This is a genomic window from Zwartia vadi, from assembly GCF_030410375.1.
Classification (GTDB): domain Bacteria; phylum Pseudomonadota; class Gammaproteobacteria; order Burkholderiales; family Burkholderiaceae_B; genus Zwartia; species Zwartia vadi.
This window is the reverse complement of record NZ_JAUHHE010000003.1, coordinates 236,735-261,590: the sequence shown is the minus strand read 5'-3', so window position 1 is coordinate 261,590 and position 24,856 is coordinate 236,735. Positions and strand designations below refer to the sequence as shown.

The 24,856-nt window shown below is 48.7% G+C and carries 18 protein-coding genes; 12 read left to right on the top strand and 6 right to left on the bottom strand.

Annotated elements, in window-relative coordinates:
- Positions 1-280 precede the first annotated feature (280 nt).
- The 3 genes from QWY27_RS04220 to QWY27_RS04210 all read left to right on the top strand — a co-directional run bounded on the left by QWY27_RS04220 (position 281) and on the right by QWY27_RS04210 (position 7,905).
- Positions 281-1,186 (top strand): Abi family protein, encoded by a 906-nt coding sequence (locus QWY27_RS04220; RefSeq protein WP_290195035.1) that lies wholly within the window; start codon positions 281-283, stop codon positions 1,184-1,186.
- 334 nt (positions 1,187-1,520) lie between these two features.
- The gene (locus tag QWY27_RS04215; RefSeq protein WP_290195033.1) at positions 1,521-3,221 is read left to right on the top strand and encodes a ShlB/FhaC/HecB family hemolysin secretion/activation protein; all 1,701 of its coding nucleotides are present in this window, start codon (positions 1,521-1,523) and stop codon (positions 3,219-3,221) included.
- A gap of 4 nt (positions 3,222-3,225) precedes the next feature.
- Positions 3,226-7,905 (top strand): two-partner secretion domain-containing protein, encoded by a 4,680-nt coding sequence (locus QWY27_RS04210; protein WP_290195031.1) that lies wholly within the window; start codon positions 3,226-3,228, stop codon positions 7,903-7,905.
- A 131-nt stretch (positions 7,906-8,036) separates the two neighbouring features.
- On the opposite strand, the gene QWY27_RS04205 is transcribed toward QWY27_RS04210, so the two are convergent.
- Positions 8,037-11,444: an autotransporter outer membrane beta-barrel domain-containing protein gene (locus QWY27_RS04205; protein ID WP_290195029.1), complete on the bottom strand. Its 3,408-nt coding sequence runs from the start codon at positions 11,442-11,444 to the stop codon at positions 8,037-8,039.
- 473 nt (positions 11,445-11,917) lie between these two features.
- Here QWY27_RS04205 and sorT point away from each other — a divergent pair, with 473 nt between their 5' ends.
- The 4 genes from sorT (at position 11,918) to QWY27_RS04185 (ending at position 15,452) form a co-directional block, all read left to right on the top strand.
- Positions 11,918-13,147 carry a SorT family sulfite dehydrogenase catalytic subunit gene (gene sorT / locus QWY27_RS04200; RefSeq protein ID WP_290195027.1) on the top strand — a complete coding sequence of 410 codons (1,230 nt, stop codon included), beginning with the start codon at positions 11,918-11,920 and terminating at the stop codon, positions 13,145-13,147.
- Between the two features lie 39 nt (positions 13,148-13,186).
- Positions 13,187-13,522 (top strand): SorU family sulfite dehydrogenase c-type cytochrome subunit, encoded by a 336-nt coding sequence (gene sorU / locus QWY27_RS04195; protein WP_290195025.1) that lies wholly within the window; start codon positions 13,187-13,189, stop codon positions 13,520-13,522.
- Positions 13,523-13,677: 155 nt separating this feature from the next.
- Positions 13,678-14,049, top strand: coding sequence for a hypothetical protein (locus QWY27_RS04190; RefSeq protein WP_290195023.1), 372 nt, complete (start codon positions 13,678-13,680; stop codon positions 14,047-14,049).
- Positions 14,050-14,243: 194 nt separating this feature from the next.
- Positions 14,244-15,452, top strand: a complete 1,209-nt coding sequence (locus QWY27_RS04185; RefSeq protein WP_290195021.1) for an MFS transporter — start codon at positions 14,244-14,246, stop codon at positions 15,450-15,452.
- Positions 15,453-15,469: 17 nt separating this feature from the next.
- Here the strand turns inward: QWY27_RS04185 and QWY27_RS04180 are convergent, their stop codons facing one another.
- Entirely contained in the window at positions 15,470-15,862 is a 393-nt protein-coding gene (locus tag QWY27_RS04180) for a YkvA family protein (protein ID WP_290195019.1), read from the bottom strand.
- Between the two features lie 172 nt (positions 15,863-16,034).
- On the opposite strand from QWY27_RS04180, the gene QWY27_RS04175 reads away from it, so the two are divergent.
- Both QWY27_RS04175 and QWY27_RS04170 read left to right on the top strand, forming a co-directional pair.
- The gene (locus tag QWY27_RS04175) at positions 16,035-17,015 is read left to right on the top strand and encodes a DUF533 domain-containing protein (RefSeq protein ID WP_290195017.1); all 981 of its coding nucleotides are present in this window, start codon (positions 16,035-16,037) and stop codon (positions 17,013-17,015) included.
- A 41-nt stretch (positions 17,016-17,056) separates the two neighbouring features.
- On the top strand, positions 17,057-17,848 hold the full coding sequence (locus QWY27_RS04170; RefSeq protein WP_290195015.1) for a class II aldolase/adducin family protein: 792 nt from the start codon (positions 17,057-17,059) through the stop codon (positions 17,846-17,848).
- Positions 17,849-17,900: 52 nt separating this feature from the next.
- Here QWY27_RS04170 and QWY27_RS04165 read toward each other — a convergent pair whose 3' ends face one another.
- From QWY27_RS04165 to QWY27_RS04155, 3 genes are read right to left on the bottom strand one after another with little or no spacing between them, the layout of a single operon-like run.
- The gene (locus tag QWY27_RS04165) at positions 17,901-18,587 is read right to left on the bottom strand and encodes a cysteine hydrolase family protein (RefSeq protein WP_290195013.1); all 687 of its coding nucleotides are present in this window, start codon (positions 18,585-18,587) and stop codon (positions 17,901-17,903) included.
- Positions 18,588-18,628: 41 nt separating this feature from the next.
- On the bottom strand, positions 18,629-20,302 hold the full coding sequence (locus QWY27_RS04160) for an amidase (protein WP_290195011.1): 1,674 nt from the start codon (positions 20,300-20,302) through the stop codon (positions 18,629-18,631).
- Positions 20,303-20,333: 31 nt separating this feature from the next.
- The gene (locus QWY27_RS04155) at positions 20,334-21,329 is read right to left on the bottom strand and encodes a Bug family tripartite tricarboxylate transporter substrate binding protein (protein ID WP_290195009.1); all 996 of its coding nucleotides are present in this window, start codon (positions 21,327-21,329) and stop codon (positions 20,334-20,336) included.
- Between the two features lie 161 nt (positions 21,330-21,490).
- On the opposite strand from QWY27_RS04155, the gene QWY27_RS04150 reads away from it, so the two are divergent.
- Both QWY27_RS04150 and QWY27_RS04145 read left to right on the top strand, forming a co-directional pair.
- Positions 21,491-22,108, top strand: a complete 618-nt coding sequence (locus QWY27_RS04150) for a type VI secretion system-associated protein TagO (RefSeq protein WP_290195008.1) — start codon at positions 21,491-21,493, stop codon at positions 22,106-22,108.
- 11 nt (positions 22,109-22,119) lie between these two features.
- Complete coding sequence (locus QWY27_RS04145; RefSeq protein WP_290195006.1) at positions 22,120-22,707, top strand: DUF4136 domain-containing protein; 588 nt, start codon at positions 22,120-22,122, stop codon at positions 22,705-22,707.
- A 35-nt stretch (positions 22,708-22,742) separates the two neighbouring features.
- Here the strand turns inward: QWY27_RS04145 and QWY27_RS04140 are convergent, their stop codons facing one another.
- Entirely contained in the window at positions 22,743-23,597 is an 855-nt protein-coding gene (locus QWY27_RS04140; protein WP_290195003.1) for an IclR family transcriptional regulator, read from the bottom strand.
- A 196-nt stretch (positions 23,598-23,793) separates the two neighbouring features.
- Between QWY27_RS04140 and QWY27_RS04135 the strand changes: the two genes are divergently transcribed.
- Positions 23,794-24,855 (top strand): ABC transporter ATP-binding protein, encoded by a 1,062-nt coding sequence (locus QWY27_RS04135; protein WP_290195001.1) that lies wholly within the window; start codon positions 23,794-23,796, stop codon positions 24,853-24,855.
- Position 24,856: the final 1 nt, after the last annotated feature.

The following is a 24,856-nucleotide window of genomic DNA, read 5'->3' as shown; positions in this document are numbered from 1 at the left end:
CCGTACTTGGAAGCAAGCCTTTTGTAGCCTCCGCCACCTGCTAAGTAATCATGAACTACTGATCTTTTAAATTCCTTTTCGTACTTCGCCATGAAAAACACCCCAAGAGTTGGATGGGTGTCCAACTTTTGGGGTGCAGTTCATTCGGGTGCTTTTTTGTTTTCATTTGTAAATCTTCAGTTTATTCAACGCTGATGCGCAAGAAAATTGTGTACACTCATAATAAGAACACCCCCCAAGCCTCTTAACAATGCTCACCCCGGGGGGTTTTTTATTTGTCATGAAATATCAAAAACCATCCACAACCGTCCACGAGCAAATTGTGATTATGCGCAGTCGTGGGTTAATCATCAATGATGAAATCTTTGCAAAACAACATTTGATGTTCGTTGGTTATTTTAGGCTGGCAGGCTATGCGCTTCCATTTCAGAGTAATTACAATGAAGATGGTGCACACACAATTTTACCTAACGTTCTCTTTGAAGATGTTATTGATTTATATACATTTGATCGAGATCTACGTTTTTTAGTTATTGACGCTCTGGAGTACTTGGAAATCGCTGTCAGAGCGACTGTCAGTCGAGTGATGACTGAACGATTGGGGGCGCATTGGTATTTGTCGAGCGAGAACTTCGTCGCTTCTTTCGAACATGAAAGTTTTTTAAAACATTTGAAAAATGAAATTTGTCACGATTATTCTCGAAAATCATTCAGGCAAACATTTATTCAGCATTATTACGGCAAATATTCAGATCCAGAACTGCCGCCATCTTGGATGATCTTTGAGATTTTGTCGCTAGGATCACTAGCAAAAATTTTTAAAAATATAACAAGAGAGTATCAGAAGCCAATTGCGAACGTATATGGACTCGACGCCTCAATCTTTGCGTCTTGGCTGCATGCCTTAAGTTATTTGCGTAACCTAGCTGCTCATCATCAGCGCCTATGGAATAGAAAATATACGATCAGACCGATGGTTGCTAGAAAGGTTGCCATTGATTTATCTTGTCAGGATCGTTTTTATGCTCAAGCAGTGATGATCCAGGTGCTCTTAAAAACAGTTGTGCCACCGTCCGATTGGAAAAATAATTTAAAAGCTCTTTTTAATAAATTTCCTTGCGTTGACATCAGAAGAATGGGTTTTCAGGACAAGTGGTCTGATAGACCAATTTGGCAAGATAGTTAAAAGACCTATCGGTCATTCTCTTAGGATGTCTGCTGAGCAAACTTGAAACCGCCCATACCAACTAGGCTGTTTTACAAATGGTTTCAATTTGACCAATACAGCGCGTTTCGAGGATCAATACGGACGAAAGGTTTAACTAATAGATTGTTCAATTTGTCGAGATGCCTTGGCGGTGTTCGCCATCGTCAGCAATAAAATAAAAATCATACAAATCAATGACATACATTGATTAGCGTACGCTCTGGTAGAAAAAAATTAATCTCAAAATGAATACAATCTAAAGGAAGTTTTTGATATCTAAATCTTAGTTATTTAAAAGAGCGTTACAAAAAGCATGCTTCAAAACAAAGCGACCTTGCGAAAGTCTTTAGTTGCATCTTTGGTTTTGATGTGCGTGATCAATGCTCCATCATTTGCACAACCATCCGCGGGTTCGCTGATGCAGCAACTGCAGAGCGAACAGCCTCTGATTCCTATCCCTCCTGCGCAGCCAAGCGTTGCGCCTGGAAGATTGGCACCAACCTCACCAGGACAACAAAAAGTATTAATCAAACAATTTAAGTTCGTCGGTAATCAAAAATTATCTGATCAGGATTTGCAAGCGCTTGTCGCACCGTACAAAAACACTCTCCTTTCTTTTGCTGACATCAAAGGGATCACTGAACTCATTGGCGAGCATTACAGGCAGAAAGGCTGGCTCGCACGTGCAGTTGTCCCGGCTCAGGACGTGACAGATGGTGTGCTGACGATTCAAGTGGTCGAAGCCGTCGTGGGTGAAATCCGAATCGACAATCAGTCAAAAAGAGTCAGTACAGAACGAATAGAGTCATGGATTGGGAGCGGTATGCCGCGTCAATCAAATCTGTCCCTTGGGCAACTCGATCGCACGATGCTGACACTCAATGATTTGCCCGATGTCAATGCGGTCAGTTCCCTTCAAAGCGGCACAAAAGAAGGCGAAACAGATTTAAATGTCGTGGTCACCGATAAGCCGCGTGTGGATGGTTTTCTCGATGTCGATAATTTTGGCGATCCTGCAACGGGTGCTTGGCGTGCGGTTGGAAGCGCCTATATCAACAGTCCTCTTGGATTTGGTGATCAAGCAATCGTATATGGGTTGTATGCCCAAGGCGTTGCATTTGGACGTGTTTCCTATACCGTTCCCGTCGGTCAAGATGGATTACGTCTGGGAGTGAACGCAAGCGCATTAAATTATCGTGTGATTAATCGCGATTGGGATACGTTGCGCTTGGGGGGGCAATCTCAATCCGGAGGTCTTGAGGCCGCCTATCCAATTCTTCGTAGTCGACCCGCTAATTTATATGCGCTTGGTTTTTATAACTACAGTAATTTTGAAAACCGAAGCGACGGTAACATCACTAACCGATATAAAACTTCTGTATTGAGTGCAGGACTATCCGGTAATTTGATGGACGGCCTAGGTGGAGGCGGGACGAATAATGGTTCGCTGATTTTTTCAGTGGGTGACATTATTTTAAATGGATCGCCGCTTCAGTCCTTTAACGAGGAGACCATCAATACGGGTGGTCAATTTACCAAGATCAGATACTCGTTCAACAGATTACAAAATATCTCGAAAGACATATCTGGGTATGTCTCATTGTCCGGTCAATTCGCAAATAAAAATATGGATTCCTCGGAGCAAATGTATATGGGGGGGCCATATGCTGTGCGCGCATATGCCACGGGGCAAGGTGCTGCAACGCAAGGAAATTTATTGACTGCTGAGCTGCGCATGAGATTGCCGTATCAATTTATTGCAACTGCTTTTTATGATTTGGCCAATGTCCAAACGCTCAAGTTTTCAAATTACCCGGGCAACACAGGTGCAAATATGTATGTGCTGCAAGGACTTGGTCTGAGCTTGACTTGGAATGCTCCCAAAAACATTTTGGTACGTGCAACCTGGGCGCATCGCACGGGCCCGCTTTCAGATGCTGCTCAGACATATCTATCCAGTAATGGTGGTTTGAGTCCCAACCGATTTTGGTTGAACGCTTCTATTTCATTCTGAAATTATGTCTGATCAAAACTATTTAGTCGCCTGCACGTTGAACGAAAATTCTGATCGATTCAAACTCAAACCGCTGGTTTGTGTGCTGATCAGTGTTTTTTGGTTTCCCGCATTTGCTCAAGTCCCCGCACGCACACAACAGCCCACAGGTGGAACAGTCACCGCTGGTCAGGCAAATATTTCACAGTCAGGTAACGTCACCACAGTCAATCAATCCTCAAATCGTGCGTCAATTAGATGGAACAGTTTTGACGTTGGCAAGGATGCAACAGTTAATTTCGTTCAGCCAGATACCAAGTCGGCGACGCTGAATCGAGTTGACAGTATGGCGCCTAGTCAAATTTATGGTCAGATCAAAGCAAATGGCCAGGTTTATTTGATGAATCCGGCCGGGGTTTACTTTGCCCCGAGTGCAAACGTCAATGTGGGCGGCATTGTGGCCACCACGCACCAGATGTCCGAAGAAGACTTCATGCAAGGCAAGACGACCTTGAATGGTCGTGGTGCCAAGGGTAGCGTGGTCAATGAAGGAAAAATTGAAACTGACCTGGGAGGGTATGTTGCTTTACTCGCTCCCGACGTTCGCAACAAGGGATTTATTCTTGCTCGTCAAGGTACTGTTGCGATGGCAGGCGGTGACTCCATCACACTGAATTTTGGTCCGCTTAACAAGCTTGAAAGTGTGACAGTCACAGCAGGTGATATGGCTGCTTTGGTTCAAAACCAGCAGGCGGTTCACGCTCCCGGCGGTCTTGTCATCATGTCAGCACGTGCGATCAATCAGCTTGCGAGTCGGGTCGTCAATACTGGAGTGATTGAAGCACAGGGATTAAGCGACAAAGGTGGACGAATTATTCTTGATGCTGGTCCGACAGGCACAACAGTTGTTTCAGGCGTGCTGGATACATCGAGTCAACAAGGACGCGGTGGTCGTATCGATGTAACTGGTCAGCAAATTCAAGTTCGCCAAGGAACCAAAGCGAATGCTTCGGGTGCAACAGGTGGTGGGGAAGTATTTGTTGGCGGTGGCTGGCAGGGTAAAGATCCATCGCTACTGCAAGCAACAACTACGACTGTTGAGTCTGGCGCTGTGATTCATGCCAATGCAACTAAGCAGGGAAGTGGCGGTACCGTCGTTGTTTGGTCTGATACCAAAAATCTCAAATCTGCAACTGTCGTCAAAGGCGATATCGAAGCAAAGGGTGGACCGCTTGGTGGCGGTGGTGGCAAGATTGAGACGTCTGGCGCGCAGGTCGATATTGTCGGAGCAAAAATTAGTGCCGAGGCGCCTGCGGGTCGAGGTGGTATGTGGCTGATCGATCCTTACGATTATGTGATTGGTCAGGCTCAAGCCTCGACCATTATGAATACATTGAATGCTGGTACAGACGTCGTCATTGAAACTTCAGTGAACAACACTGCATTGGGATCAAACGGAAATATTTTAAGCGCTGGAAATATTACCGTTTCCAGTCCAATTACCAAAACTACTGGGAGCGCAGCCTCTCTGACATTTAATGCAGCGAATGAAATTTATATTTCTGCTGACATCACCGCAATAGGTAATGGTCTTGATTTAGTGCTGAATGCAGCGGGTCGTTCGAGCTTGGTGTCAGGTCGACTCTCCCTGGGTGCAGGCTCCCTCACGAAGCAGGGTGCTGGCGCTTTGACGCTGACGCAAAATAGTTCCTATTCAGGTCTGACTTACATCAATGCAGGCAGTTTAGTTTTTGAAAATGATGCACCGGTTTTTAATACAAGCGGCTTTAGAGGTATTAACGGTTCACTGACCATTCAGCCTGCTTCGTCTAGTTTTAGCGCCGCCTATACCGTACCTTCACTATTGACCTCTGCGTCTTTAGGTGGTTTGACGATTGGCAAACCGTCTAATAATTCTGCCTTAACTTTTTCAAATAATATTTTGGTTGCAGGTCCCATCAATATTTATGGTGGTAGCGTTAACTTTAATGCCAACTTGACTTCATCTTTAGGTGATATTTTGGTGCGCAGTGCCGGTGTGACGAACATCGCATCTGGTAAGTCTTTAAGTGCAACGAATGGAAATATTGTCGTTACCACCAGTCAATTTATGAATGACAGTAACGCTTCTGCTTTAAAAGTTTCGGGCGTTTCCAATTCATGGCAGGTCTGGAGCACGAACGCGAGTCCGTTTGCTGGACCTACAGCAGATGTGACTGGAAATCTTGCATTTGATTTTGTTCAATACAACGCTACGTATGGCACGACCACTGTGCTTGGAAGAGGTAGTGGACTCCTCTACAGCCTGGCTCCGACTGTTAGTGTCGGTTTGGTCGGTACGTCGGCGAAAGTGTATGACGGCAATAGAAGCGCATCTTTGACAGCGGCAAATTACAGCATCACTCGCGGTGGAGTCAATGGCGACGTGATCACTCAAGTGAGAAATCCTGCCACTGGAACCTATGCAACGGCAGATGCAGGCAGCGGGATTTTTGTCACGGCTGACGGAACATCTGTTTTATCAGCATCCACAAGTGCAGCCACTGGCAGCAAGCCCGCGTATGGTTATAGATTGTCAGGAGGTGCTGCATCAGGAAATATTGGATCGATCACTCCTGCTAATTTGACAGCGATGACCAATGATCTGGCACAGCCTTTTACTGGGCAACCATTCTTTGGTGGTAATGGCGTTGTTGTGACCGGTTTTGTAAATGGTGAGACGACGAGTGTGTTGTCTGGAACGCTTAGTTACAACGGCACAAGTCAGGGGGCAATCAATCCTGGTACATACACTTTAATAGCGTCTGGATTAACGAACCCAAATTATGTGATTGGATATGTTGCGGGTTCTTTAGCGATTGCCCAGCCTGTTTTTGGTATTTCTTCACCTGCACCTTCATCAGTGTTAACGGCGATGATTCCTTCGCCTTCAACGTTGGTGATGCCAGCAGTATCAGGCTCTTCTGAAGCAGCTGATACTGCTTCAGATGCTAATGCAAGTTCAGATGTGGGCCAGTTTTTGGATACCAGCGCCAACACATCAGCTAAGGGTTCGGGAGCTAATGTAGGCGGTGCAGCAAATACGACAGCTGGAACGGGTCAAGGAGCTGGAGGCCCCGGCGATGGTGCGGGTCCGGGACAAGGTGCTGGTCAGGGAATAGGCAAAGGGGGAGCAAAAACTGACTCTACTTCTAAGCCTCTTTCTGGGTCAGGTGCAAACGCAACTGGTGGGGCAAACACCCAACCGGGAACAGGTCAAGGGGCTGGAGGTCCTGGTGATGGTGCAGGGCCTGGGCAAGGGGCAGGCCAAGGGATTGGTCAGGGTGGGGCGAAAGGTCCTGATGCCTCTCCAATCATGCCTCCATCAGTGCCTCCAAGCTCAGTCACACCTCCTGGCGGAGTGACTCCACCGAGCTCAGTCACGCCTCCGAGCTCAGTGACACCGCCGAGCGGAGTAACTCCACCGAGCGCAGTCACGCCTCCAAGTTCAGTGACACCACCAAGTGCCGTCACACCTCCGAGTGGAGTGACGCCTCCGAGCGCAGTCACGCCTCCAAGCGCAGTGACACCTCCGAGCGCAATCACGCCTCCGAGTTCAGTGACGCCTCCGAGCTCAGTGACACCACCGAGTGCAATCACACCTCCAAGTTCAGTGACACCTCCGAGTGCAATCACACCTCCGAGCGGAGTCACGCCTCCGAGTGGAATCACACCTCCAGGTGGAGTCGCACCTCCAAGTGGAGTGACGTCTCCTAGTGGGGTCACGCCTCCGAGCGGAATCACGCCTCCAAGCGGAGTGACACCACCAAGTGGAATCACACCTCCGAGTGGAGTGACGCCTCCGAGTGGAATCACCCCTCCAAGTTCAGTGACACCACCGAGCGGAGTCACGCCTCCAAATGGGGTCACACCTCCGAGCGGAGTTACACCTCCAAGTGGAATCACACCTCCAAGTGGAGTGACGCCTCCTAGTGGGGTCACGCCTCCGAGCGGAATCACGCCTCCAAGTGGAGTCACACCTCCAGGTGTAGTGACACCTCCAGGTGGAATCACGCCTCCAAGTGGGGTCACACCTCCGAGCGGAGTCACGCCTCCAAGCGGAGTGACACCACCGAGCGGAGTCACGCCTCCGAGCGGAGTCACCCCTCCAAGTTCAGTGACACCACCGAGCGGAGTCACGCCTCCTAGTGGGGTCACGCCTCCAAGCGGAGTGACACCACCAAGTGGAGTGACGCCTCCTAGTGGGGTCACGCCTCCGAGCGGAATCACGCCTCCAAGTGGAGTCACGCCTCCAAGTGGAGTGACTCCACCGGGCGCAGTAACACCGCAAGACACTACATCAGCTACTCCTGTAGGTCAGCGTATAGTGACTTATGAGGATATTTCTGTTTCTCTTGTCAGAGAATCAAGAGCGCAAGAAAGAGGGCTGGTTACAGTGCTTGTTCCAAATACCATCATCGCGACGGGTAAAGAGTTTTCGTTCAAATTACCTGAAAAAATTAGCGATACCCCAGTAGGATCGCAGCCAATTCGAATCACTTCCGAAAATGGCGATCCTTTACCGGCTTGGTTAACTTTTGATCAAAACTCTAAGACTATAGAGTCGGCCTCATCTGCTAATCGAGTTTTCCCGATCAAACTCATCATTCGAATGAATAATCAATCGGCAGACTTGATCATTTCGGAGAGGACAAATTCCAAATAATTGAGTGAATCAACATCGGCTTGTTCATTACCAGGTTCAGCCAATCAAGCCGATCGTTGGATTTGCACAAGGTGGCAGCTGAAGTAGCCCCCCTTGGTTCACATGACCATTAAATAAGTACTCAATCTTGATTAAAACTGTACCCTCAGTCCTAAATTGAGTGACCCTAAGGTCTGACCATCGCGTAATTCGGCATTGATTCCAAGATAGCCAAATGTATTGTCAGACAACTTGGTAGTTCCGAACAAGCCAGCTTGAAGAAAGGTCTTGCCTGCGTGAGGCGTAGAAATATTAGTGGCAAGCCCAGCGATAGAAGCATTGAGTGTAGGGTTCAAGAGTCCGTTAGAATCAACGCCTACCCCAATATAAGAACGATAGGTGTGTTTCTCGGTCATCGGATTGCTGGCCTTGGAGCCAGCAGCCACACCGATCATCCCGCGCACACCGTTACCGGTAAAGCGATCGATGGATAGTGCTGAGGCGGTGCTGCCTTCGTTGATAGCTGACTGTGTGACCATCTGCCATGTCAAGCGTGCAAAGGGGGTGATACGCACGGTGTTCATGTCGAATGGACGACTCAGACCCAGACTAATTAGAGCATCATTACCTGAGACTGATTTATTTCTATAGCCTGTACTCAAACCCGTGAGGTCACCACGCGAGATGTCGCTTGAGCTCAGTCCTATGCTTGCCATCGCATCAAACACAAAGTCATCGACTGGTATCTTGCCGTAGGCAAATACTGCGGCTTGCTGAATCGTGGCTGTGCCATAAACAGGAGTGAGTGTCGTATTTGAAAGTGCGAAGCCTGCGCCTAACATGATGCTATCTGAATAATAAAAATCGGAGCCAAAGGTAAGTTGATACAGATTACTGTTCCAGCCACCCGACTGATTGTCGCTCGCGCGGTTACCCCGTTGGTATGCAAGATCACCCCAGACATTACCGTTTGAAAAAGACTTCGCATCAGTTTCAGGATTGACGGCTGGATTAGAGCTGATAGCGGCGCTGGGGACTCCCCCTGCGTTATTTATTAGGCTAACCATTGAACCTGAAATGGGTGTTGACATGTTAAGCCCAGCTGTGTCGCCGAGTCGGCTGAGAACGGCTTGCTGGAGCCGTTGGGTTGTTTGCGCAATGACTCCGACGGTCGCCGCATATACTTCGCCAGCTAGAGACTGGGTAAAGCTCGCTATAGCTTCCGCAGTAGTTTGGCCGCTTATTGAGTACAGTAATTGATCTTGAGTCGAAGTCGAGGTGCCGTTGAGAATTGACTGCCCAATTTTGGTAAGTACGCTGCCTACGGACTGAGCATTAGCATTACCAGATACTCTATCGATTGTTTCTACGTAGGATGTGGGAGTGACTGTCAGATCAATACTGTTGCTGCCAGCCATGTTGTAAAACGGCAAGAGCTGAGTCCCGTTTGAAAGTTCCTCGGGTTGTGTGAGCTTGGTGAATCTTCCTGTAATTCCTTCCGCTGCAGTCACAATTCGAAAACGATCTCCTAGTCTTGGCACATACGTTGCGCTACCGTAGCCGGGCTGATCGACGCTAAAAAGGTTAGCCAAGCGCGGAGTCAGTGTTACGTCATCCTGGATCACAAACTGGCCATTGGTCACATTTAGAAAGGAGTAATAGCCAGAGGCACCGATTGGAGAATTGCTGTTTGCTTGTGTTGTGCCTGCAATATCTTGCAAATAGGTTGAGCCAGCATTCATCGTAAATGTAGATGATGCTGACAGATAGCCAGGTGAGTTACCGGGTTTCAGAGTACCCGCCACATACAATCGACCGAGTATCAATCCTCGCCCCATCAGCGTTGCACCTGTTGCTATATAAACGTCTCCAGTACCTGTTGGGGATTCGCCGGATATAGACAAAATACCAGAGTTCACAGTAGTCCCACCTGAGTAGGTATTGGATCCCGAGAGGGTTAGGATGCCGATATTTTGTTTAACTAATGCACCTGTGCCAGACATGACACCTGAGTAAGTGCCATCTGTCGCTTGATCAAAGATCACCGTACCGTTGTTGGTAATGTTGCCTTGCAGGCTTGAGGTGTTGCCTTGCAGCGTACCCGATGCGACAGTGGTCCCACCCGAGTAGGTATTGATTCCACTAAACACTACTGTGCCACTACCACTAATAGTCAAGCCCGCAGAGCCAGAAAAAACGCCTGATAAAGTTGCAACTCCCTCTGTAGGCGCCAAAATGCTGCTGGCTGTCAAAACAGTAAATGCTTGGCTTGAGTTGTCATTGTTATTTAAAACAAGAGTTCCACCGTTGAGCACGGGTGTTGCTGATACGCCGATTGCACTCAAAGGTACACTCATGCCACTATTGATAGACGTGCTACAGGGGGTGCAGGCAGTAATAATCAAGCCCCAGGTGTTAGATGGAATATTGCTAAGGCTTAAGGTGTACGAGTATCCATTTGATGTGCTACTAAAACTCGTCACTCCAGGGTGTCCTAGTTGCTCCGGGGTAATACCTGTCAATACAGATATGAAATTCGTGTTGATGATCGACGTGCTTGTTGTCGACAATGTCGAAATACCGAAGTTCGTGACACCATTGACTGAACCTACTGTGAGCTGTCCATAGTCCGTAGTGCTTGCGATGATGATGTTGTAGTTGAGCGGTAATTTTCCAGTTAAGCTCAATGGACTACTTGATGCGCCTTGTTGATTATTTAGTGTGTTGATACCGCCAACATCTGTGTTGTTGATGCCATACAAGCCTCCCGAGATAGTGCCGGTATTAGTTAATGTTTCGATACCAACAATTCCATTACTGTTGTTGTAGATACCATAGCCGTTTGGATTGGATATCGAGCCGCTGTTTATTAAGCTAGTGATTCTGCCATTACTACCGTTGTAGATTCCTCCCGCATTACCCGATCTGGTGCCTGATATTGATCCGCTATTGTTTAGAGTGGTAATTAAGCCGCGGTTCCAAATGCCATTACTGCCAGAAATTGTTCCTGAGGATGTGTTTTCCAGTGAGACAAATGTGGAAATGACCGCATTTTCAATTGCAGCATTCGCAGCCGCGTTCGTGTTGGAAATGTTGCCGCTATTGATGAAGCTCGATACGGTGGCCAGATTGTAGAAGCTGTACATGCCGGAACTCGTGATTGTTCCGCTATTGATTAGAGATAACTGTCCTCGATTATTTCTGATGGCGGCGCCAGAATCAGCGCTAACTATGCCCGTATTGTTGATGGATGACGTACCGGAAGAGGGAGGGCTCGAGTAAATGCTCCAAGGTGCTCCGAAACTGGAAATCGTCCCGTTGTTGAACAATGAAGACCCATTGCCAAAAATTGCAACGGCTGTTCCACCTGATGTCGAGACAGATACACCATCATTGATCGTGATGTTGCAACTTGCTTGACCATAATCATTGACGGTGAGTGCCGTATCGGTTGAGACCACGATCGGACAAGTGGATTGCGCTGTAGCTGTCTGAATTGAAATCGAACCAGTCAAAGTGACAAAAAATAGTGCGTTTAATAAACGTTTTGCGTGTTGCAATTTCCAGCATCCTAGTTGAGCTTCTTTCACGAATTTGTCTGGCAAGATCAATCTGGAGATTAGCTTGCGGCTCAGTCATCATTCCTCATCATTCCTCATAAAACCTCGCAACATTTTCGATTCCCTGTGTTTGCGCTTATCGTCACATTTGCGAGTGTGTTGCTCTTGCCCTCGCTGCTCTGCGCCACTGTGACTGAACTTAAAAATTGCGTGATGACTTTGAGTTCCTGGCGGACTAGGTAGTGCTGACTGGATTTTTTGTTATTGATGCTGAAAAATCGGCACACGAACTAAAAAATTCTTATTAATAACTAGATTTGTTGAGGGTTTTGATACGTTAAGCGTTATATCCGTTATAAACTTATAAAAAATAACTGCAGACTACGCTAAACGTCATATGTATTGAGTCCAGGCAACGTTATCCAGTTCCACCGCCTGCAAGCACTATTGTGTGCACACACTGAGGAGTCATCATGACAGATTCAATCAAAATCACACGCCGCAATTTGCTGGGTGCTACCGCCGGCCTGATTGCCGCAGCAGGGCTCAAGCCAACAGCTGCCTCCGCTCAACAATCAGCTGCTCCAGCCGCTGCACCTGCCGCTTCCAAAGCGAAGCCACTACCCAGTTATGTCAGTTGGAAACATGCGGACAGCATGATTGTTCATACGCCGACGACGATTGAAACCAAACGCGCAGCGATTGGTTCGAGCGTTATCACACCAACTGATCGTTTATTTATTCGTAATAATTTGCCTGCGCCTTCTGAGGCGGACATTGGCGATGTGAATGCCTGGAAAATCGATTTCGAAGGTGTTGGCAAACCGCAGACTCTAACTGTTAACGATCTCAAGCAAATGGGATTCGAAACAATGGCGACTGTGTTGCAATGCTCAGGTAATGGTCGTGCCTTGTTTCCCGGTAAACCGAGCGGGACAAGATGGCAAACAGGTGCAGCGGGTTGTGTCATGTGGGCCGGCGTGGCGGTTCGTGATGTCATACAAGCATTGGGAGGCGTCTCTTCGGGTATGGTCTACATGACGGGGACTGGTGGTGAGAAACTCCCCGCTGGCATCGACCCTAATGCAGTGATTGTTGAGCGCTCTGTTCCGATTGCAGCCATGCAAGACGCCATGCTCGCTTGGGAATTGAACGGAGAGCCCATGCCTTTGGCGCATGGTGGACCTTTACGCTTGATTGTTCCCGGTTACAGTGGTGTTAACAACATCAAGTACATCAAGCGACTTGCTTTTACAAAAGAGCAGACGCAAGCGGCGATTCAAAAAACTGGTTATCGCATGTCACCTGTTGGCCAGAAAGGGGATCCCAGTCAGCCAGCAGTTTGGACAATGGATGCCAAGTCTTGGGTGACTTCGCCATCGCCTGACAGCGGTCCAGTCAAAGCTGGGTTGGTGCAAATTACTGGCGTGGCGATGGGTGGTCTCGAGGATGTGGCCAAGGTGGATGTTTCCCTTGATGGCGGTAAAACTTGGCAGGCCGCACGCCTTGTTGGACCCGATCTGGGCAAGTATGCTTGGCGGCAGTTTGTTCTGGGTACGACACTGAAACCCGGACAGTACGACGTGTCATGTCGTGTCACGACAAAATCAGGGGTAGAGCAGGTTGCTACATCGACAGAAAATGCTGCAGGTTATTTGAACAGTGGCTGGATTGCGCACACTGTAAAAATTACCGTTGCTTAAACCAAGCCTAACAACGCTTTAACCAGAGTTTTTAAACAAATGTCAAAAAAAATCTTCACTCATTTTGCCGGGGTCATCGGCGCGGTGGCTTTAGTCTCTGCAACTGCCTTCGCTCCCATCGCCCTGGCAAATGATGAAGAAGGAAAGCTCTTGTTTTTAAAAGGTGCTGCGCCGGCTTGTGCAATTTGCCATTCTCTTGAGGCTGCAGGAGCCACCGGTGCAGTGGGCCCTTCCATGAACGAGTTGCAGCCCGATGCGGCGCGCGTGATGAATGCCCTGAAGAACGGCATTGGTCAAATGCCGGCGTACCCGACTCTGACGCCTGAACAGATGAAAATATTGTCTGAATACGTCGCAAAGGCCAGCCGCGAGTAGTAGCCGGGAGTAGTAATCATATCGTTGATGAAGTGATAAATGTTCGAGAAATTCGAACATAAATTCATAAAAAGTTCGATTGATACGAAGTCATTTTGCCCCCAAGATCCGCTCCAATACCTTTGCCGTTCGCGGCTGTCAGATGGAGTGCTTAAATGAAAGCGATACTTTGGGGAGGCGTTGCCCTCTTGGCATTGTTGTGGACAAGTGGGGCTGCACTTTTAGCAAAAGCTGTGCACTGGTCTGCCAAGCGCATGTCGACGGAGCCCACCATGACGTTCGAGGCTGCGACAAGCAGCTTTGTTATTCCCGTCTGGCTGGCCGGCTGGTTTGATCCCATTGCTTGGGTCAGCATCCTTGAAACCATGCAGGACATGCTCGGCTCGTTCTCTAGCGTATTACCGACGGTTGGAATGGTCATGGCATGGCTGATACCGGCAATATGGATCACTTGGGCGCTGGGTATGCTGATCTTGGTTGCGATGGTGGTGATCGGTACCTTAACGTTAAAGCGCTTACGTTCTTGACCATGCGGTGAATAGCGGCAATTATCTCCGCACCGAATGCGGAGATTAACTCCATTTCGGGTATGGTCTTGGACCATGGACTTTTTAAACTCGAGTCAATGGCAGTGGCAGATGCACGAACGATGAATTGCTCTGATTGATCTTATCGGACACAATTCAATCAATTCGTGCTTTTTTGATCCCCAAAGGACACCATGACGCCGCTCGCCAGTCAGGCTCGTGAAAATTTGAAATTTCCTGTCTCTCCTTTGATCGCAACGCTTGCGACACAAAGCTTGGCGACGATGGCGGCCTATTCGTTTCCAGTGGTGGCGCCGGTGATTGCCCAAGACCTTCAAGTACCCGGCACGCTTGTTGGTTTTTTTATCTCCACCGTCTATGGCGTGGGCATTATCTCTGCCTTGCTTTCGCCACGCTTTATTCGACGCTTTGGTGCGGTGAGAGTGAGTCAGTTGGTGCTTATCGCCACGCTTGCGATGCTGCTGGCTTGTTCGGTGGGGAGTGTCGCCTCGGTAGTCATTGGCGCAGCGCTGTTGGGTCTGGCCTACGGTGCCACTGCACCGGCTAGTGCGCATCTGTTGGTGCCGCGCACGCCTCCGCGTGTGATGAATCTCGTACTCTCGATCCGACAGATTGGCGTACCGCTCGGGGGCGTGATGGCCGGACTGATCATGGCGCCTATGACCTTGAGTTTCGGTTGGCAAACCGCGCTGTTATGGCAGACCGTACCGGTGATCGTGGCAATCTTGTTGTTGGAGCTCGCGCGTCGGGATTGGGACTCCGATCGAGATCCTACACGCCAGATATTGAGCAAAGGCTTGTTGGCTCCGGTGCAGATCTTGTTTGATCGACCTGAGCTCAGGCGTCTCGCGCTTGCGAGCTTTGTGTATAGCGGATTGCAACTTTGCTTTATCGCTTTTTTGACTGTGCACCTGACGAGTAAAACAGGATTTAATTTGGTCCAGGCAGGGTGGGCGTTGGCGGTGTATCAACTTGCAGCTGTGGTGAGCCGACCGATTTGGGGCTGGTTGGCTGACAAGTGGCTTTCGGCCAAGCTTCTTTTGGCGTGGCAGGGCTTCATTATGGGGGCTGCGGCCTTACTCTCCGGGCAGTTTACTGAGAGCTGGTCGCCAGCGCCGGTGCTTATGCTGTGCGCTGTTGCAGGTGCAACGGCCAGTGGGTTTACGGGTCTCGCCTATGCAGAGTGGGCGCGTCTAGGTGGGGCGCAGAGAACAGAGGCAACGGGGTTGGGGTCTGGCCTCATGTTCGCAGGGGTATTGTTATTGCCTTCGTTGTTTTCGGTTGCAGTGACGTATTTTGATGACTTTAGCCTGCCGTATGCGATTGTTGGCGGGTTGGCTGCGTTGTCGGGATGGTTACTTTTGCGGCAAAAAGGGACTTGATGGGTGGACTATCAGGATTAGGCAAGCGTCTGAAAATAACGATAAATCCAAGTCACCACAAAAATCCATAGCAGCACGATCAGGAGCGCCCCAAGATAGCCAAAGAGTTTTTGGCTGCTTTGTGCGCGCCATTTTTCTGCTTCCACCCGAGATTGTTGGATGATCGCGACTGGGATAAAGCGGATAGCGAGCCAAATCAGCATAGGCAAAATAACCAACTCGTCCACATAGCCAAGTAGAGGAATAAAGTCCGGGATCAAATCGATAGGACTCAACGCATAGGCGACAGCAACACCACTGATGAGCTTGGGGGCAATTGGCGTGTGAGGGTTTCTGACAGCAAACCACAGCATCAGCAAGTCTTGTTTCAAGGCGACTGCTAATGCTTTGAGTTTTTTGAATACCTTCAATGCGAGATCCTAAAAGGTGATGACCAGCTTGATGTCTGAGGACCTTGATAGTCGATAATTTACAGCACTATTGCCGCGCGCGTCAGTCAGAATGTGGCACAAAATGAATGAACTAATAGGTAATCAGAGGGTCTTAAAACCAACGCATTTTTAAACTCATAAAGGATTTTTAATGAACGCTGAACGCGCCATTCTTTCTATTGCCATGTTTGCAGCCTTCGCCGATGGTGTAAAGGACGAAAGAGAACGTGAGCACGTCAAGCAGTTTGCCGAACAGCTTGGCTCAAGTTCCGTTGAATTAATGGGAGTCTATCAAGATGTTTTACTTAACCGTATCAGTTTGAATGCAGCAGCCGATGCACTGACCAACGAAGGTCAAAGACGCTATGCCTACGAACTGGCGGTGTGTGTGTGTGATAGCGACGGCGTGCGCTGCGACACCGAAAATCGTTTTTTAATGGGCTTGCGTCAATTGTTAGGCCTGGAGTCTGACAAGCTTACAGCCGCGGCCGAGAAACAAGCTGATGAGATTGCGTTGTCAGGGGCGCTCGTGCCTGCCATTGTGACTGAAACGCATCCAGTCGCGCAACCGGTCGCATCTGCTCAACCAGTCAACGTGGCCGTTGATGAAATCGCTCAAAATAAAATGATTTTGAACTATTCCATCGTGAATGGTGCGTTAGAGCTTTTGCCCCAATCGTGGGCATCTGTGGCGATCATTCCTTTGCAAATCAAAATGGTTTATCGAGTCGGCAAGGCATATGGGCACGAGCTTGATCAGGGTCACATACGCGAGTTTTTGGCGACCGTCGGCGTTGGACTGACTTCCCAGTATCTGGAGCAATTCGGTCGCAAGCTCGTAGGAGGATTGCTCGGCGGCCTGCTGGGTAAGACTGGCAAAAAGATGGGTGGCGCAGCAACCGGCATGGTGATGTCTTTTGCAACGACCTATGCGCTGGGTCAGGTGGCGATCCGGTATTACGCAAGTGGTCGTCAAATGAGCACCGACTTGCTAAAACAAACTTTTACCGAGCTGATCGAGCCTGCGAAGAACCTCCAGGCGCAGTATCTGCCCCAAATACAGGAGAAGGCACGCACGCTTGATGCCAATTCGATCATGTCGATGGTCAAAGGTACGGCTTCGCCGATTTGAGTGCATAATATTCCTAAAATAAAACACACTCAGGAGACACGATGAAAGCAAAAGATGGTTATTTGGAAATTCCTTCGCTCAAAGGAAAGGTCTCAGACGCCGAATGGCAAGCGCGTGTCGATCTAGCCGCGTGTTACAGACTTGTCGATATCTATGGATTGTCGGACATGATCGCCAACCACATCTCTGCGCGTATACCGGGCGAGGAGGGTGTGTATCTGATCAATCCTTACGGCATGATGTATGAAGAAATCACCGCCTCAAGTCTTTTGAAGGTGGATTTTTCAGGCAAGGTCGTGGGCGGTCCAGATTTTGGTAGTCTCGGTTACGGTGTAAACCGCGCGGGTGCAGTGATCCATAGCGCCATTCACGAAGCCCGTCACGATGTCGGATGTGTATTGCACACACATAGTTGGGCTTCCATGGCTGTCTCATCTCTGGAATGTGGCGTACTGCCTTTAAATCAAACCGCCATGCGTTTTCTGAAAGTTGCCTATCATGACTATGAAGGTGTCGTTTTGCTTGATACAGAAAAAGCATCACTCGTAAAAGATCTCGGCACAAATAACGTTCTGATTTTGCGTAATCATGGCGCACTTGTCGCGGGTGTGACCATCGGCGAAACCTTTAACTGGATGCATCGTCTTGAACTTGCCTGTTATGCACAACTTGCTGCCATGGCATGCAATTCACCAATGGTCAAAGTGTCTGAGAAAGTGTTGGAAGAAACATGGAAAAACTATCAGGCTTCGACACGCCGTCGTTTTGGTGATCTTGAGTGGCCAGCGTTGATCCGAAAACTCGATCGCACAGATCCAACTTACAAAAACTAATGATGTAAAAAAGGGGATGCATGGCATCCCCTTAAAGTTGTTTCGCGTGAGATCACGCGAGAGATTCGAAATATTGATAGACCTCTTGAATATTGACGACATCGGCAAACTGTCTATCCATGTCGAACAAGCTGATGGCATTTGAGATTGGAAATCGATCAAAGACCGCTTCTTGCGGAATGATCACACGATAGTTGTAAGAGGAGGCGTCAAATACTGTGGCGCGCACGCAATTGCTCGTGGAGCCTCCGACAACAATCACGGTATCAATTTGTCTGTCGATCAAATACCCCAATAAAGGAGTGCCGTGAAAACAACTGGGCTTTTTCTTTACAAATTCAATATCGTTGCTTGTCGGAGTGAGTCCGTCCGCTAATTCTGCTCCAACTGATCCAGCTAAACACCAGCGAGGGGAATTGAGTAGATCTCGCTTGCGCTGATAGACACCCATGTCGACCCCGGAAGGGGCAATTTCAAAGCGCGTAAAAAACACTGGGATGTTATGTTTCTGCCCGTGGGCAACCAAGGAGATGATGTGAGCCATGGCTTCTTCGCCTTGTTTCCCTCCGCTCGAGGGCCAATCAGCCTCTTGGCCAGGAACACCCACCATGTATTTTTGCGCGTCAACGACAATGATGGCAGGTTTTTTTCCAAAACCCATGCGTCTGGCAAAACGTCCGCGTTCAAGAACTTTTTTGTCTTGTTCACCCAAATACTGATCCCATAGCTTGGCTGTCATATTGTGCTCTTCGTAGTATGTTTTAAAAAGTAAGATTCACTTTAATTAGCAGTCATCTCTTGCGAGATGAGATGCGCGAAGGAGAGAATTCTTGCCTCCGCTAAAGGACGACCAATCACTTGAGCGCCAACAGGCATGCCATGTTGATCGCGACCGATCGGCATGGTCAGAGCGGGCAGTCCGAGATAATTGAAAGGGCGTGTGAGTCGCGTCAATGACACAACGGTATTGAGAGTCACCTCTGGCCGCTCAAGATCTATTTCACTTCGAAGGGGTGTCGGAATGGGAATGGTTGGACAAATCAACAAATCAATATCGTGCAATTGTTCGCGTATAAAGGACTCTAATATGTCCAGTCTGAAGATGAGTGACTCCATGTAACGCACGGCGGGTATGTGCAAGCCAGTTTCAGTTCTTGTGAAGACAGCCTGCGAGTACGCCTGAGGATTTTTTCTCATCCACTGTCCGTGAACGGCTGCCGCTTCGACTTTGGAGATCACTTCACTCAGTGCATTGCAGCGACGCACCTCTGGAAAGTTGACTTGGCCCACTTCGCCAAACTGACTGCGTACTTGGTTGACGAATTTTTCAAACACCTGATTAATGTGCGGATCGTAGCGCTCACCTTCACCAAAACTGAGGATCGCGACGCGGCTTTTCAGACCCGCCACTTCCAGAAGACCTAAGTAGTCTGGCACTTCAACCGATAAAGTCGATGGGTCATCAGGATCATGTCCGGCAACGGACTGGAGCAGTACGGCGCAGTCCGCTGCAGAGCGAGCCAACGGCCCGGGACAGTCTACTGAATATGCGCGAGGAAAGCAGCCCGCACGGGAAATTCTTCCATAGGTAGGCTTGAGTCCGTATAAGCCATTCACAGAGGCCGGGATCCGGATGGAACCACCAGTGTCACTCCCCATCGAGCCAAATACCGCACCCGAGGCAACAGCTGAACCTGATCCGCTAGACGATCCACCCGATATTCTTTGTGGATCCAAGGCATTGCAGCAATCCCCGAAAATAGGATTTTGTCCCGTTGGTCCGGCGACCATTTCACTCAGATTAAGCGAGCCAATATTGATCGACCCTTTTGACTCGAGTAGGTCGATAACGCGTGCATTGTCCACGCTCGGCGCAGCCATTCTGGCTTTGGAGCCAATCGTTGCCGAGTGTCCGATAATGTTGAAGCAATCTTTATGTGCCAAGGGTATGCCGTGAAGCAATCCACGATCATGGCCCGCTTGCAGTTCTTTGTCTCTAAGGCGGGCAATTTCCAGTGCTTGATCTGCCCAAATTTCAAGAAAGGCATTCAGGGCTGGCTGAGTTTCAAAGGCTCGCTTGACAGCTGTCTGAGTGAGCTCGGTACAAGTCACCTTGCCGGCGCGCAAGTCTTTTGCAGTCTCAATGAGGGAAGGGTGATCGTTGGAGGGATTCGTGGAGAATTTCAGACTGGGTGGCTTGCCAGTCACGCAGCCACTGTGAAGAACATCGGCCTCTCTTTTCAAGACACTCTGGAAACTGGTTGGCTGAAAAAACGGATTGATCCCGTTATCAGTAGCTTGTCTCACATCACGGTTCAGCCGTATCGCTTCATTCGCCAAAATTTTAGGATCTGTTCTTGAGGTGACGCCGTGCATTTTGACGCTGCTTTCGGCAATGTACTCTCCGACAAGACTCAAGAAGTTCTCTTGTTCATTTTGTTCGTTGATCGACATGGCAATTTCCAGAGTACTTGTTGAAAGTTGATTACTTTTGACGAATACCGATTGCTTCGGCTGTCGCAGTCCAGCGATCGACATCTCTGGACAAAAGCGCACGCAGTTCATCTGGTGAGGAGGTTGCAGGGCGCGCACCAAGGGTTTCGAGAAACTTCACGAACTCTGGTGTTGATACTGCCTTTTTGATTTCTTTATTCAGTATGTCGCGAGCGTTTTTATCCATCCCCGCTGGGCCAAACGCTCCCCACCAGATCGTGACGTCGTAGTCCAGACCTGTTTGCTCTTTGACAGTTGGAATGTTTGGAAAGTCAGGGTCACGGGTTGCGCCACTAAATGCGATCTTGGGTAATGCATCTGCCGCTGTGCCTTTGATCGAAGCAATAGTCGTAAAGAGAAAGTCAATACGTCCTGCAACTAAATCGAGTTGTGCCGGACCAATCCCTTTGTAGGCAATAGATTGCATCTTGAGACCACCCGATTGTTTGGCAAGCAACTCAGTCATCAGTTGAGCATTATCGCCAATGCCGGCTGTTCCGTAATTGACCTTGCCAGGGTTGGCTTTAATATACGCAATGAGTTCCTTGACATTTTTAGCAGGGAAGCCCTCGCGTGTGAGCAAGACAAAAGGTGATTCCGCAACTGTTGTAATGGGTTCAAACGCGACCTTGGCATCGTAAGGGGTCTTTTGCGCACCCGCTGTTGTGGCGAGTGAGCCGGACACAAATAAAATCGTGTAGCCATCCGGAGCGGACTTTGCAACATAGTTTGCACCGATCACGCTACCGGCTCCGGGCTTATTTTCAATCAGAAAAGGTTGTCCCAAACTTTGTCGCAAGTTTTCGGCCAGGCGTCTTGCAATAATGTCATTGCTGCCACCCGGAGGAAAAGGGACTACGATGCGAACAGGCTTGTCCGGCCATTTGTTCGCCAGTACGGATCCAGGACTCATCGCGATGATCCCGCCGACAGCGCTGAACGCGCAGATGGCAAGCATGGATTTAAGTGTTTGGCGTTTAGTGTGCATGACGAACCTCTTCTAATAGTTGAAATGAAGTCAGTTACTAATCTTTGCTACAGCCTACTTTTATCTACCCCATAATAGTCATGAGATCTTGTAATATCAAGAAGATGATTGAAGACATGTTTCAGGCGGATCCTTACACTGGCTAATTTTTCGAGGTCGTGATGAAATCATTTTTAGTTGCTCTGTCTATTGGGCTGCTTACTACTACTACTGCTGCACATGCACAAACTCTCGATAAAGAGATCGCCAGGTGCGCGGCAACAGCCGGCAATCTCGATCGCCTTGAGTGTTATGACCAGCTCGCAAGGCGCAATAACTTGCTCGGACCCCAGTCCAATTTGGTCCCTACAGCTGGAGTAGGTAAGTGGGCGATTAGTGACAAAACCAATCCGATTGACGATACACGTACCGTGGTACTCGTGCTCGAAGCGACGTCTGGTAGTGCACGCTCTGGCCAAGAGGTTCGTTTAGTCTTGCGCTGTCAGAGTAAAAAAACCGAGGCGTATATCAATTGGCATGATTTTCTGGGTACCGACAGTGCTGAGGTGACCTACCGAATTGGTAATGCCAAGGCTATCAAGAGTACCTGGAGCCTTTCCACTGATAACAAAGCAACGTTCTTTCCGGGTGACCCCGTTGCGTTCATGAAGGCGCTCATTGAACAAAATACTTTTGTGGCGCAAGTGACCCCTTATATGGAGTCTCCTCTGACGTCGAGCTTCGATACCACTGGCTTGGTCAATGCGATTAAACCCCTTCGTGAAACATGCGGTTGGTGATGATCAGTCAAATGACAACTCAAATTGCAGCTTTTATGCGTTTCTTGACCGTACTGGTGGTAGTTGGCTTATTGGTTGCCTGCGCGAATACTCCGATCGTACGCAGCGATTATGATCCTCGCGCGGATTTTTCTTCCTACCGTACGTTTGCTTTTATGCAGCCACTCAGTACCGATAGCGCCGGCTACACAACTTTGTTGACCGAACGTCTAAAGCGCGCTGTTGTCTTGCAGATGGAATCCAGAGGCTATGTTTTACGCGATAAGGACCCTGATCTGCTGATCAATTTTCAATCAAACGTTCAAACGATGACGCAATATGTACCTCCAACGCCTATGATGTGGGGATTTGGTTATGGGCCTGGTTTCTATGGCGGTTGGCCCGGCTATGCGTTTGGTCCAGATATTATTCAGTACAACGAAGGCACCTTGAAAGTGGACCTGATCGATGCCAAGCGTAAGCAATTAGTTTGGGAGGGTGTAGGAAGCTCGGTCGTTGGAAATCCTCAACAGACGCCCTCTGATGCAGCCGTTGAAACAATGATTTCGTCAATTTTTGCCCGTTACCCTTTTTTGGCGGGGTCGGGTAAAAAGCTCTGAAGAAAAATTATGACCGATTTCTCGAGCGTTGAAGCTTAAGTTTCCTGGGTCGAGGTATAGGCTTGCTGAGGACGCGTAATCGCAGCAAAGTCTTGCATCGATCGTCTGAGCGCGGGATCAAAGGGACTGATTTTAGGTGTGATGAACTCCACTTCGCGTCGCAGTAATTGCAAAATGATTGGTATGCGCTCTTCTGTGATGCGACTAGCAATCGATCCAACACTGATAGCGGCATAGGCTCGTCCGGTTTGATCACGTAAGGGTACGGCTACACCAGCCATGCCTTCGAGGAGACCGGAAGATTTATGTGCGTAGCCAAGTTGACGAATGCGTTCAACCTCCAGCCGGATATAGACCTCGTCAAACCTGCTCACTTCTTTTATCCGCGGTAGATTGTTCCGAATCACTTCATCTCTTTCCTCTTCTGGCAGAAAGGACAGGATAGATAGGCTGCCTTGTCCGATGCCGATCGCAACGCGCCCGCCAATATCGCCAGTGAAAGACCGGATAGGTACGGGACCTTCCGCACGATCAAGGCATACGGCATCAAAACCATTTCTCACCAAAAGAAAAATGGTGTCGCCCAGGCTTGCGCAGAGCCGGATCAGCGAAGGACGGCAGACATCACGAAGGTTCATTGGATTACCTGCTCGCGCAGCCATTGAGAAAAAGTCGATACTCAGGCGATAGCGTTTTGATCGAGTGTCTTGTTCGATGACTTGTTGGTCAATGAGTGATTGAAGGGTGCGGTGGACGGTTCCCTGGGTTAGACCGATGAGTTTGGCAATTTCGGTGACGCGTAAACCATCAGATGGAGAATCGGCGAGTAAACGAATGATAGCGAACGCTCGTTCAAGTACACCCGTTCCGAGAGGTTGTTTTATTGTCATCTGATCGGTGAAATATTTTATTGATATTAAAAAAAATTATTTTGTTCAATAGAATAATCTGAAAATTTCTTCCATTAAACAGAAATTTATCGATTTTTGCATTGACGCATCTTAAGGAATTATTCATGATCGACCTTAAGAAACATGCATTCAAATAGGCCAATAACAATTTTCATCACTGTCGGGGAGCGTGGAAGTGTCTTTTTTGTCACTTCGGGGTGTCACTAAGTATTACGACAAGACTTGTGTCGTTTCTGATTTCAATTTGGACGTCCAAAAGGGTGAGTTTGTCTCTTTGTTGGGTCCCTCTGGTTGCGGTAAGACGACAACTCTGCAGATGATTGCAGGTTTTGTTGACGTATCAGCTGGAGAGGTCAGGTTGGATGGCGCTGACATTACACATGCCAAACCTAACGTGCGTGGCCTGGGAGTCGTGTTCCAAAGTTATGCGTTATTTCCTCACATGACCGTACACGCTAATGTCAGCTTTGGTCTTGAGATGCGAGGTATGCCTCGAGCTGAGCGAGATAGGCGCGTGCAAGCAATGTTGGACATGGTTCATCTGACATCGTTTGCCGATCGTTTTCCCAGAGAGTTGTCTGGCGGACAGCGACAACGCGTCGCACTGGCAAGAGCGCTCGTGATCGAGCCGCCAGTCTTATTGCTTGACGAGCCTCTCTCTAATCTGGACGCCAAGCTGCGTGAAGAAATGCAGTTTGAGTTGCGCAAGATTCAAAAGACACTCGGAACGACAACAATTATGGTCACTCACGATCAAAGCGAGGCGATGTCCATTAGTGATCGAGTTGTTGTAATGGAGGCCGGAAAAATCACGCAGATCGATTCACCTTATGCGTTGTATGAAAAGCCGCAAACGGCTTTTATTTCTAAGTTTGTTGGAAAAGCAAATTTGCTCAAAGGACGCGCCAAGTCACAAGGTACGGACTGGGTGATTGATTTTGGCTATATTCAATTGTCCGCACAACTGTCAGATGTCCTTGCCAACGATGAGATTACGCTAAGTTTGCGTCCGGAGAAAATCACCCTGGTCGAGGCAGATAAGGGCTATCTGAACGGAACTGTCAAACAAGTTTTTTTTCTGGGAGATCGCTGGCTTTACCATTTAGAGTCGTCACTTGGCGAGTTGATCGTTGCGGGTACAAATCTGGGCGTGAACGAAGTGACTGAAGGAAAGGTGTACGGACTGACGTGGCACACGCAGGCTATGCAGCAACTCCAAGAGCGTCAGGTGACTTGAT

Bases quoted from the DNA above. Each gene is read 5' to 3' on its own strand.
- QWY27_RS04170 (WP_290195015.1), top strand. From the start codon at position 17,057: ATGAAAGCAAAAGATGGTTATTTGGAAATTCCTTCGCTCAAAGGAAAG.
- QWY27_RS04150 (WP_290195008.1), top strand. From the start codon at position 21,491: ATGAAATCATTTTTAGTTGCTCTGTCTATTGGGCTGCTTACTACTACT.
- QWY27_RS04165 (WP_290195013.1), bottom strand. From the start codon at position 18,587: ATGACAGCCAAGCTATGGGATCAGTATTTGGGTGAACAAGACAAAAAA.
- QWY27_RS04210 (WP_290195031.1), top strand. From the start codon at position 3,226: ATGTCTGATCAAAACTATTTAGTCGCCTGCACGTTGAACGAAAATTCT.
- sorU (WP_290195025.1), top strand. From the start codon at position 13,187: ATGTCAAAAAAAATCTTCACTCATTTTGCCGGGGTCATCGGCGCGGTG.
- QWY27_RS04215 (WP_290195033.1), top strand. From the start codon at position 1,521: ATGCTTCAAAACAAAGCGACCTTGCGAAAGTCTTTAGTTGCATCTTTG.
- QWY27_RS04185 (WP_290195021.1), top strand. From the start codon at position 14,244: ATGACGCCGCTCGCCAGTCAGGCTCGTGAAAATTTGAAATTTCCTGTC.
- QWY27_RS04155 (WP_290195009.1), bottom strand. From the start codon at position 21,329: ATGCACACTAAACGCCAAACACTTAAATCCATGCTTGCCATCTGCGCG.
- QWY27_RS04145 (WP_290195006.1), top strand. From the start codon at position 22,120: ATGACAACTCAAATTGCAGCTTTTATGCGTTTCTTGACCGTACTGGTG.
- QWY27_RS04175 (WP_290195017.1), top strand. From the start codon at position 16,035: ATGAACGCTGAACGCGCCATTCTTTCTATTGCCATGTTTGCAGCCTTC.
- QWY27_RS04190 (WP_290195023.1), top strand. From the start codon at position 13,678: ATGAAAGCGATACTTTGGGGAGGCGTTGCCCTCTTGGCATTGTTGTGG.
- QWY27_RS04160 (WP_290195011.1), bottom strand. From the start codon at position 20,302: ATGTCGATCAACGAACAAAATGAACAAGAGAACTTCTTGAGTCTTGTC.
- sorT (WP_290195027.1), top strand. From the start codon at position 11,918: ATGACAGATTCAATCAAAATCACACGCCGCAATTTGCTGGGTGCTACC.
- QWY27_RS04140 (WP_290195003.1), bottom strand. From the start codon at position 23,597: ATGACAATAAAACAACCTCTCGGAACGGGTGTACTTGAACGAGCGTTC.
- QWY27_RS04220 (WP_290195035.1), top strand. From the start codon at position 281: ATGAAATATCAAAAACCATCCACAACCGTCCACGAGCAAATTGTGATT.